At 46.7% G+C, this 11,425-nt stretch carries 10 protein-coding genes; all 10 read right to left on the reverse strand.

Translation table 11 applies throughout. The features are described from left to right. Positions 1-117: 117 nt before the first annotated feature. A complete protein-coding gene (gene ybgE, locus QTO00_RS07100; RefSeq protein ID WP_331423925.1) occupies positions 118-420 on the reverse strand; it encodes a cyd operon protein YbgE in 303 nt (100 codons plus the stop codon). Then, a complete protein-coding gene (gene cydX, locus QTO00_RS07105; RefSeq protein ID WP_000270284.1) occupies positions 413-520 on the reverse strand; it encodes a cytochrome bd-I oxidase subunit CydX in 108 nt (35 codons plus the stop codon). The genes ybgE and cydX overlap by 8 nt, the downstream gene beginning before the upstream one ends. 12 nt (positions 521-532) lie before the next feature. After that, complete coding sequence (cydB, locus tag QTO00_RS07110) at positions 533-1,669, reverse strand: cytochrome d ubiquinol oxidase subunit II (protein WP_038205339.1); 1,137 nt, start codon at positions 1,667-1,669, stop codon at positions 533-535. 18 nt (positions 1,670-1,687) lie between these two features. Further along, the gene (cydA, locus tag QTO00_RS07115) at positions 1,688-3,274 is read right to left on the reverse strand and encodes a cytochrome ubiquinol oxidase subunit I (RefSeq protein WP_038205340.1); all 1,587 of its coding nucleotides are present in this window, start codon (positions 3,272-3,274) and stop codon (positions 1,688-1,690) included. Positions 3,275-3,725: 451 nt separating this feature from the next. Continuing rightward, positions 3,726-4,730 carry a Holliday junction branch migration DNA helicase RuvB gene (gene ruvB, locus QTO00_RS07120; protein WP_038205342.1) on the reverse strand — a complete coding sequence of 335 codons (1,005 nt, stop codon included), beginning with the start codon at positions 4,728-4,730 and terminating at the stop codon, positions 3,726-3,728. A 13-nt stretch (positions 4,731-4,743) separates the two neighbouring features. Further along, the gene (gene ruvA, locus QTO00_RS07125; RefSeq protein ID WP_331423928.1) at positions 4,744-5,361 is read right to left on the reverse strand and encodes a Holliday junction branch migration protein RuvA; all 618 of its coding nucleotides are present in this window, start codon (positions 5,359-5,361) and stop codon (positions 4,744-4,746) included. Between the two features lie 109 nt (positions 5,362-5,470). Next, positions 5,471-5,992, reverse strand: a complete 522-nt coding sequence (ruvC, locus tag QTO00_RS07130; protein ID WP_038205346.1) for a crossover junction endodeoxyribonuclease RuvC — start codon at positions 5,990-5,992, stop codon at positions 5,471-5,473. Between the two features lie 55 nt (positions 5,993-6,047). After that, on the reverse strand, positions 6,048-7,787 hold the full coding sequence (locus QTO00_RS07135; RefSeq protein WP_331423930.1) for a glycoside hydrolase family 36 protein: 1,740 nt from the start codon (positions 7,785-7,787) through the stop codon (positions 6,048-6,050). Between the two features lie 168 nt (positions 7,788-7,955). Continuing rightward, positions 7,956-10,418, reverse strand: a complete 2,463-nt coding sequence (gene torA, locus QTO00_RS07140) for a trimethylamine-N-oxide reductase TorA (RefSeq protein ID WP_331423932.1) — start codon at positions 10,416-10,418, stop codon at positions 7,956-7,958. Positions 10,419-10,441: 23 nt separating this feature from the next. Next, positions 10,442-11,425 (reverse strand): pentaheme c-type cytochrome TorC (gene torC / locus QTO00_RS07145; protein WP_331423934.1); only part of this gene is annotated, 984 nt, incomplete at its 5' end.

The following is an 11,425-nucleotide window of genomic DNA, read 5'->3' on the forward strand; positions in this document are numbered from 1 at the left end:
CAACTCATCACTAACTTTGCAAGCGCAAATCCATGAATTCAAAGCTTGAAACAAAAAAAAACGCCACCCAGCCAGTGGGTCGCGCTTTTTTTAAACAATAATGTTCAAACTCAGCCGTTAAAACAAGCGAACTATCGTGAGGTAACTCAAGATGGCTAACGAGAAATATGGACTAAATAGAACCTGCCAATACCAATTTCTAGGTTTAAAACCGATACCAAAAACCATGCTAGAGCAAATTGCCCAAATCAGCAGTGGTGAGATAACGGCGTTAAAACCCCCGATAGAAGCAGAGTAGAGTTCTGGGTCCCACATCACCATTGCAACATGGTAAAAACCGAGAACCAGAGATAAAGCTCTGAACAGAGCTTTATCTAATGGTGCATGTAGCTTAGCTACCTGCTCAGCGAGATTACTCACTGTCTTTATCCATCATTTCTGAATGCTCTAACCAAAGAGCGTTAATGATGCCGAATGCACAAGCGAGTAGTACACCCAGAATCCATGCGAAATACCACATAATCGTAGCTCCTTAGTATGCTGAAACGTCGTTGTCTTCGATGTGCTTCTTATCTAAGCGACCGAACATTTTGTAGTAAGTCCAAGTCGTGTAGCCAAGAATTACTGGGACAAACACAGCCGCAACAAGTGTCATCAGACCCAGTGTTAGTTCACTCGCCGTTGAATCCCACATAGTCAGGCTATGGTTTGGAACAAGGCTAGAAGGCATAACGAATGGGAACATTGCAAAACCTGCCGTCAAGATTACTCCAGCATTCGCCAAGCTTGAGAACAAGAATGCAAAACCTCCACGCTCAAAACGAGACGCAATCGCTGCGAGTAACGGCATCAATACACCCAAGACAGGCGCAGCCCACATAGCAGGATATGTTTCAAAGTTAGTCATCCAAGCACCTGCTTGCTGCACCACCTCTTTGTTTAACGGGTTAGAGTCCGCCAACGTATCGATAGTACTTGTTACAACAAAACCTTCGATGGACTGAACCCAGAAGCCACCAACCACAAACAGTGCAACGGCAACAAGGCCAGTAATTTGAGCGGCATTTCTTGCGCGCGCATGGATCGCCTCTGTCGTTTTCATCTGTAGCCATGTTGCGCCTTGAAGGACAAACAGCATCAGACTAAGCACACCACACAGCAGTGCGAACGGGTTAAGCAGTGCAAAGAATGAACCTTTGTACTCAGACATCAACAGGTCGTTTAGTTCAAACGGCACACCTTGTAGCAGGTTACCAAATGCGACACCAAAAATAATTGGTGGCACTGTACCACTGAAACATAGCGCGTAGTCCCACGCTTGACGCCATTTTGGATTCTCGATTTTTGAACGATAGTCCAGCGCCAGTGGACGCATCCAAAGTGCCGCTAGCGTCACGTACATCGCTAAATAGAAGCCAGAAAACGAGGTCGCGTAAACCAATGGCCAAGCAGCAAACAATGCACCACCTGCAGTGATCAGCCAAACTTGGTTGCCGTCCCAGTGCGGTGCAATAGTATTGAGCATAATACGACGCTCAGTATCGTTCTTACCGATAACCGGTGATAGAGAAGCAACGCCCATATCGAAGCCATCAGTGACCGCGAACCCGACCATCAAGACACCAATCAGGATCCACCAGATCAGTCGTAAGATTTCGTAATCAAACATGTTTTGTTTCTCCTTGCCTTACGCTTCTACTTGGCGGCTAACTTTGTCTTCGACAGAGTCAGCGTTTTGCTCAAAGTGATAGCGACCTGTTTTCAGGCTACTTGGGCCTTTGCGCGCGAACTTAAGCATTAGGTAGACTTCTGCAATTAAGAACACGGTGTACAGCGCGATGATCGCAAATAGAGACGTCCAGATTTCTGAAGCACTCAGTGCCGATGCTGCAACGTTCACAGGCAGAATTTCACCCACTGCCCATGGCTGACGACCATACTCAGCAACGAACCAGCCGGCTTCAACTGCAATCCATGGCAATGGAATGCTGAATAGCGCAGCCTTAAGAACCCACTGTTTTTGCTCAATCTTCTGACGGCAAGTTTGAATAAACGCTGCGCCGAATACGAATAGCATGATAAAGCCACACGCAACCATAATGCGGAACGACCAGAATAGCGGCCATACTGTTGGGATAGAGTCATCCGCAGCAGCTTGAATTTGCTCTTCTGTTGCGTCAACAACATTGTCGGTGTAGCGCTTAAGAAGAAGACCGTAGCCTAGATCACCCTTCACTTCATCGAAGGCTGTCATGTTAGCTTCTGACTTGTCACCGGCACGCAGTTTCTCTAGCAGTTCGTAGGCGTACATACCTGTGCGAATACGGTCTACGTGTTCATCACGAAGATCGCGTAAACCCGTTACCTGTTCATCCAACGAACGCGTCGCAATAATACCCATCACATAAGGGATCTTAATCGCGTAATCAGTGTGCATAGTATCTTGGTTAGGCAAACCAAACAGCGTAAATGCTGCTGGCGCTGGCTCTGTGTGCCATTCAGCCTCTACAGCTGCAAGTTTAACTTTTTGCACTTCACCAAGTTCGTAACCAGATTCATCACCTAGTACGATAACCGATAGGATTGAAGCCATACCAAAAGAAGCGGCAATAGCAAATGAACGACGAGCAAAGGCAACATCACGACCTTTAAGTAGGTAATATGCACTGATGCCTAGAATGAACATTGCGCCAGTCGTGTAACCAGAAGCGACGGTATGAACGAACTTAACTTGAGCCACTGGGTTAAGAACAACCTCAGCAAAACTCACCATTTCCATACGCATGGTTTCAAAGTTAAATTCTGCGCCTACTGGGTTTTGCATCCAGCCATTCGCAACTAAGATCCAAAGTGCAGAGAAGTTAGAACCCAATGCAACAAGCCAAGTGACAGCAAGGTGTTGTCGTTTAGATAAGCGATCCCAGCCAAAGAAGAATAGACCGACAAAGGTTGACTCTAAGAAGAAGGCGACTAGGGCTTCGATCGCGAGAGGCGCACCGAAAATGTCACCTACGTAATGAGAATAGTAGGACCAGTTAGTACCAAACTGAAACTCCATGGTAAGGCCAGTAGCCACACCAAGTGCAAAGTTAATACCGAACAACTTACCCCAGAACTTTGTCATGTCCTTATAGATTTGCTTGTTCGTCATTACGTACACAGATTCCATGATAGCCAGTAGGAAGGCCATACCTAGAGTCAATGGTACGAATAGGAAGTGATACATCGCTGTCAGTGCAAACTGCAACCGCGATAGATCAACGACATCGATCATGATTACTCCTATGTGTCGGCTGAAGACACTATTCACATTAATGCATTGTTATTAAGTTTTGAGCAAACTCATTAAGTGTTATCGGAATGATTTCACTGTTGCAAAAATGTACTGGATTAGTTAGTTAATTGTTAAGCATCAGCTAATATAGCTAGAACTAATATTACTGCTAAAAACAGCATGTTTCAAAAGATTTATAGCCAGAGTTCGCTTTGATTTGTATCAACTTTTGTTTGTCATTCCTGGCTAGTTTTCAATCAATTTGATCTACATCAAGCGATAGTGCGGTTTTTTGTTAAGGCAGGGTTACCCAGGAAGCATAATTAGGTATTTATGCGAAACAAGTGCTTAACAACAAGCTCAAGAATGCTACCTATTTAGTGGTAAGTTAATTTCACTAACGTGATGAGAATCACAAAAAAGCCAGTGATGTATCACTGGCTATCTATAACTATTTTTCAATTCCAAAATGGAGATAGGCGCGATCGGTGGCAATCCTGCCTCGTGGAGTCCTTTGCAGGTATCCTTGTTGAATCAAATAAGGCTCCAAAACATCTTCTATCGTATCTTTTTCCTCACCAATTGCTGCGGCCATGTTATCAAGTCCAACAGGTCCACCACCAAACTTCTCCATAATGGCAAGCAGCAACTTTCGGTCCATATAGTCGAAGCCCTGGGCATCCACATCCAGCATATTGAGCGCTCGGTCAGCCACTTCAGCGCAGATATGACCATTGCCTTTCACTTCCGCATAGTCTCGCACACGGCGTAGCAATCGGTTTGCAATTCGCGGTGTACCACGAGCACGTCGAGCCACTTCAAGCGCGCCATCAGATTCCATAGATAACCCTAGGCAATCTGCGCTACGCTGAACGATATTTTGCAAATCCGGGATCTTGTAGTACTCCAATCGCTGGGTAATACCAAAACGGTCGCGCAGTGGTGACGTTAAAGAACCTGCTCGCGTTGTCGCTCCAATCAAGGTGAAAGGAGGGAGATCAATCTTGATCGAACGGGCGGCAGGGCCTTCACCGATCATGATATCGAGCTGATAATCTTCCATCGCAGGGTAAAGCACCTCTTCTACCATAGGACTTAAGCGGTGAATCTCATCAATGAAAAGTACGTCGTTCTCTTCGAGATTGGTCAGCAGTGCCGCTAAATCTCCCGCTTTTTCTAACACCGGCCCAGAAGTAGTACGAATGTTCACTTCCATCTCATTAGCGACAATATTCGCTAGCGTGGTTTTACCCAAGCCAGGAGGCCCAAATATCAACAGGTGGTCGAGCGCTTCGTTACGAAGTTGTGCCGCTTTGATAAAGATTTCCATCTGGTCGCGAACGTGGTCTTGACCTTTATAGTCATCAAGCTTTTTTGGACGAATAGCCCTGTCGATCACATCTTCTTCTTTATAAACCGCATTATCTGGTGCAATTAAACGATCTGCTTCAATCATTATTTACGCCTTTTTAAACCATAGACTTTAGCGCTTCACGGATAAGCTGCTCGCTGCTCATCCCATCCGTCTTAACCTGAGAGACAACCTTAGACGCTTGCGTTGGTTTATAACCAAGAGCAAGCAACGCACTGACTGCCTCTTCTTCTGCATTATTTTGCGCAGGTTGCGGAGCTGAATCAATGGGCGCCGCATCGGTAAATGGTGTAAACAGGTCTCCTGCGCTCCAACCTTTAAGTCGATCTTTCATTTCAACAACCAAACGTTCTGCTGTCTTCTTACCGACACCCGGCAACTTAACTAAAGTCGAAACATCTTCACGTTCTACACTGGCAACAAACTGGCTCGCGGTCATCCCGGACAAAATCGCCAAACCAAGTTTAGGCCCCACCCCATTGGCTTTAATGACTTCGCGGAACAGAGCGCGCTCTTTGACTGTATTAAAGCCATACAGCAATTGTGCATCTTCACGTACGACAAAGTGAGTATAGATAATCGCTTCTTCACCGATATTGGGTAGCTCATAGAAACAGCTCATTGGCATTTGGACTTCATAGCCAATACCATTAACTTCAATCAGTAGTTCAGGGGGTTGCTTCTCGATAAGAATGCCGCGCAAACGTCCAATCACGGTGGATACTCTTTTAGAAATGAATTTTTGACAGGATAATAAAGAACTGGATAAACATCCAGTCCTTTATTAAATCAGAAAATTTTTTTGCAGCATGATACCACTGGGGCTAGCGATAGCGACCACGCCTTGCACTGGTGGCCTTGCCTGCCAACGCGACCAAAGTTTTATTGGTGTTGGCATGACAGATCGCAACGCCCAATGCATCGGCGGCATCCGCTTGAGGTTTAGAAGGCAGCTTGAGCATATGCTGAACCATATGTTGGACTTGTTCTTTGTCTGCAGCGCCCGTGCCGACTACCGCTTGTTTAATCAGTCTTGCCGCATATTCGTAGACGGGCAGATCCGCATTCACCGCCGCAACAATTGCACTGCCGCGAGCTTGACCTAACTTAAGGGCGGAGTCCGCATTGCGTGCCATGAACACCTGTTCAATGGCAAACACATCGGGTTGAAACTGGGTGATGATTTCAGACACACCCGCATAGATCTGTTTTAATCGCCCTGGCAACTCCTTTTCAGAGGTGCGAATACAACCGCTACCAAGGTAGTTCAGGTGACGACCCGTTTGGCGAATAACACCGTAACCTGTAATTCGAGAGCCTGGGTCAATACCTAGTATAATTGACATTATTTTCTTTGAGTTATCACGATATCTAGCCAGACATATTAATCTAGCCTACCTTCTATAGCGAGGTAATTATCGCTCGACTCGACAATCCAGACTCTAAACCCACTTCAAGTACCTGGGTGGGTTCATGGACGAGCTTCTCCCCTGTCCAATAGTCGTACCAGTAGGCAGGAAAGTCCGAGGTCAATGTCACTTCGCGCGCCGTTTTTTGATAGTTAAACAGGCAGTGAAGATCATTGCGCTCAGTGAGAGGCAAAAATGCATGGTGAAGATTTAGCGCGGTAAATCGTGCCGACTCCTGATTGTGACGATGCCTAATCGCAAGTTTAGCTAAGGTACGTTTAGCAAATGGCGTCAGTTCTGGTAGTGGGTCACCTGACAACAACAGCCCACCACTGGCAAGTAGTGCATCTCGGTGAAACTGGTAGTATTTGCGTTCCGTCGCTTGATTAGCCAGAGAAACAAAAGTGGCACAGTCTGGGTCGATTTGCCAAAGTTTACGATGTTGCCAGCTACGATAAAACGTCTCTTTGGCGATCTGTTCAAAACGTGTCGCACAACGCTCGACATCATCTGAGACACGCATTGCATCAACCAATCCCAATGAGGGCCACATAGGTGCATTACAACCAAGTACTAATGCGTCCCCCGCCCCCTCTAGAATCGCCGCCATGCCGAGTCGATACGCTTCAACACCTGTCACGCCTGACTGGTGACGGACACCTTTCAGTGTTCCCCAGTAGTTTGCGTCGAGTTTAAACATCTCAACGCCCCACTCCTCACGCATGGTACGGACTACATAGGTTAAGTACTCTTGCACTTCAAGATTGGTGGTATCAAGGATATACCAAGGGGTGCATCGCCAACCTGCATAGGTGACGTCTTCTGCTTTGAGCAGCTTGCCATCACTGTGGCGAACAAACCAATCGGGATGATTTCGAAACAGTTCTGATTCCGGTTGAGCAATAAACGGAGCAAGCCAAATCGCCGGCTTTTTACCATTTGAGCGTATTTCTCGCAGCACTGATTTTATGCCAGAAGGGAACTTGCTCGATGGTGTTAGCCAATCGCCCATAAAGGCTTGATAACCATCATCGAGCAACACATAGTCGAAAGGCTTTAGATGCTCTCGCATCTGTTGAACATTAGTATGAATATCCTGCTCGGTCACTTGGGCGTAATAGCCATACCAAGAACACCAACCCAGCGGGGATGATTGTGTTACACCTGGTCGCGGCGGATGCTGTGCCTGAATCAACTGACTGTATTCCAAATAGAGCTCAGACAGAGATTCACCTCTAAGCGCGACCACAGACTCTAAGCTATTCGTCGACCAATCTTGGGGGGAGGTATTCTCACCATCAATGTAGGCACCTATTTTAGGTCGCCCATCCACTTCTTCGACCGTAAAGTACCCAGCAAAACGGCGACATGAGGTAAAGCCAAACAGAGCATAGCCTAGTGAATCTTCCACCACTAGATAGTTATAGTAGCGTTTAGCCTCCTTTGGCGAATAGATACGATAGCTGGTGCTGTTATCTGGGCATCGACCAATATCTATCGGAGACTCATAACTGCCTGTGGTTTGCGCCAACATCTGAAAACCATCACCGAGTAAAGTGGCGCGTCGCTCAAAACTAAAGTCCGTTTGGAATAGCAAGTACTTCTGACTGATGGGATCATTTGATATGCCACGGTAGCTAAAATAGATTTGATTGCCACTGATTTCTGCACTCAAATCCAAGTTAGACACCTCAATAGCACGCTCATTGGCTAAATGCAGTATCTGCGACATGTTAGGCTCTACATTGTGATTATTTCTATCAATTAGAGCATTGACGTTAACCCTTGTCTATTTACGCTTATTGATAGAGCCGTACTGGGATCACGTTTCTATTAACCGTTGAAATTTGCAGCAAAAAAATACCAGCCAAGCGGCTGGTATTTAAACTGACAATCGGAGTTATGACACTTCGATTGGACCACCGAAAGAGGTCACTGGCGGTACTTTGCCAGTAAACTTCTCGATGTTAACCTGACACGTATTGGCACTGGTCGCTTGCGCAAGCTCAGAAGACGCGATGTCTTGAGTGAGCGTATTTGGATCGCCATAAGTATCCAGTGCGCCGACCTTCTCATTCATTGGGCCATACCAAGCGCCCTCTTCGATACGAACCACGCCCGGTGCGTACGCATCCATCAGAACAGCACCGGCCAGAAGCTGGCCACGGTCATTGAATACACGCACTAAATCACCATCTTTAATGCCTTTCGCTTTTGCATCTTGAGGGTTGATATAGATCGGCTCACGACCTTGCACAGCGTACGTTGCTCGGAACTCTTCAGACTCACACATTTGAGAATGCAAACGCTTATCTGGGTGACAAGATTGCAGCCAGAATGGGTGTTTTTCTGAGCCTGGCCCACCGTGTGAACGCTCTGATTTTTCAAACCACATCGGGTGCTCTTGGCAATGTTCGTAACCCATGTTGCCGATAGTACGGCTAGTGATTTCGATGAAGCCAGAAGGCGTACCTAGTGCGTTGATTTCTGGGTCTTCACGGAATGCCGCGTGACGTGTCCAAGGTTTACCTTTACCGAAGTCTAGGAAACCTTTCTCCCAGAACTCTTCGAACTCAGGCATATCAAACTTACCTGCGTTAGCCGCTTTACAGTTGTCGTAAAGTGATTTCACCCACTCCATCTCAGACATACCACGAGTGTAGTCTTTGTCGCGGCCCCAGCGAGCAGTCAGCTCGGTCATGATGTCGAAGTCAGTCTTAGACTGGAACATAGGGTCGACCAGCTTGTGCATCGCGACTAAACCACGGCCAGAGTAGGCACCGTAGCCATCAATATCGTTACGCTCGAACTGAGTACAAGCAGGAAGAACGATATCTGAGAAGCGACAAGTTGCCGTCCACGCAAAATCAATCGCCACTACAGTTTGAAGTGCTTTAAACGCGCCTTTCATCTTGTTGCGATCTTGGTGGTGGTGCCAAGGGTTATTACCGCTGAAGACCATCATCTTGATATCTGGCAAAGTGACTACCGAGCCATTTGCATTGATCTTCTTACCTGGCTCTAGCAGTGAGTCTACCCAACGAGCCACAGGAATTACTCGGCTGTAGCCGTTGAAATCTTGGTTAGTGTGCTTAGGTGATTGACCTTGGTCAATATTAAGTGGGAATGAACCCGGTGAAGCAAAACCAGTCGAAGAAACACCGATACCAGAGTAATGGTGACCGTAAGAGATACCACCACCCGGCAGACCGATTTGACCGACCATAGCTGCGATAACTGCAGTCATCCAGTATGGCTGCTCACCATGTTGCTGACGCTGGATACTCCAACCAACCAGAATTTGCGTGCGACCGTTGACTAGCATACGAGCAAAGTCACGGATCTCATCAGCGCTTGCGCCACAGATCTCAGCGGCCCACTCTGGCGTTTTCTCAACTTTATCTTTAGTCTCACCCATTACATACTTGATGAAAGTATCGAAGCCCAAGCAGTAAGTATCGATGAATTTCTTATCGTAAAGACCTTCGGTGTATAGCGTGTGCGCAACACCTAACATAAACGGAACGTCTGTGTGCGGGTTGATGTAACGCAGTTCATTACCTAAGTAACGTGCCGTTTTGTTGCGAACTGGGTCAACAGAAATAACGTTGATCTCTTTGTTAGCAACTTTTTCTTTTAATTGCTCAAGGTAAGCAAACGACTCGTGTGTTTCACAAGTCCAACCCACCTGTAGGTTTTTAACCGGATCGTTACCCCATAGGATAATGTTGTCACTGTTCTCAAGGATCAATTCCCAAGATGTACCTTGTGCATATACTTCCGTTGAGCCTAGGACATAAGGCAGTACCGTTTGACCAGCACCTGTCGAGTAGTCACCGACTTTCTTAACCGAATAGCCATGAAGCCCGATCGCACGCTGCATATGGTTGTTACAGCTATGCATTTGACCCGTTTGACGCCAACCGGTTTGACCAGCGTGCAGTGCCCAAGGGCCGTAATCTTTCTGTACGCGTTCTAGTTCGCGATAGAAGAGATCCAAGGCTTCATCCCAAGTTACGCGCACAAAACGGTTGTTGCCACGTGTGTCTGCTGAATACTTGTGCTTCTTAAGCCAATCGAGTCGAACCATAGGGTAACGAACTCGTGAAGGGCTGTAGATAATACCCTTAATACCGTTCAGCATATCTGTTGGGTATTTATCGACCTCGAGCGGTTTGATTTCTTGAACTTTACCACCCCAAACTCGAGCACGGAACGCCCCCCAGTGAGAGCCTGATACCTTCCAGGTTCCTTCTGTTTCAGCCGCTTTAACTGAAGCAGACGCCAATAAGCTCGGACCGATAACAGACGCAGCACTCGTTGTCGCCACACCTTTTAAAAAGCTTCTACGTGAAATAGCCATGTTAATACTCCAATTGACGTCGATTAGTGGTGACCTTCAGAAAAATCTGAAGAGTGCTTCTGTAGGTACTTAAGTACTAGCGCTTCGGTATCGGTATCGAAGTTAACAAACGCGATCATACCATCAAGCATACCTACCCAACCGTTAGCACTGAAGTGCTCAACGTCTGGCTGTGTATGACATGTAGAACAGTTAGTTTGGTAGGCTTCACCTGCTGCTTTCCAGATTGGGTCGAAGTCAGACACCATAGACTCTTTCTTCATCCATAGATTCACTGACACCTCTTCCCAAGGTAGACCCGTTAGCTCGTCTTCTTTCTTGTCGCCAACAGCGATGATGTCACTCGTCGATACGTCACGAGTTAAAATCGCCGTAGAAATGTTCATACCAAAGTCTTCTTGAAGCACTCGACCAAAGCCTTTTGCTTTACGCCACCCATCAATTTGAACTTCAATCATGTCACCTTTCTCACCCACGATAGCCACTTTGCTTGCAGGGCTAAGTAGACCAGCTTCAGTTTGTGCCGTTTCATCGGTGTACATTGGCAGGTGACGAATAGAGATAACTTCACTGCCATTAGCGTAATTAGTGCTATTAGCCACTTGCTCTAGATCGCCAACGATGCCACTTGCTGCTTCCATGTCTTGTGGGAGATGGTGAGCAATACCCTTATGACAATCCACACAGCTTTGATCACGTTCAGCCGCTGACGTCATTTGAATACGAGCGGTGGGAGACATTTGCTCGAAATCCATAGAGTCATAGTTATGGCAGTTTTTACATTCTAAAGAACCATTCGCTGAGAAACGATCCCACTCGTGTCGAGCTAGCTCAAGACGACGAGCTTCGAATTTTTCTGGGGTATCAAGATCGCCAAATACTTGAGCAAATACCTCTTTCGATGCTTGCATCTTACGGGCAATCTTATCAGTCCAGTTGTGAGGAACGTGACAGTCAGGACAGGTTGCACGTACGCCAGAGTTGTTTTTCCAGTGAACTGTCTCTTG

Source organism: Vibrio sp. M260118, from assembly GCF_036533755.1.
Lineage (GTDB): Bacteria > Pseudomonadota > Gammaproteobacteria > Enterobacterales > Vibrionaceae > Vibrio.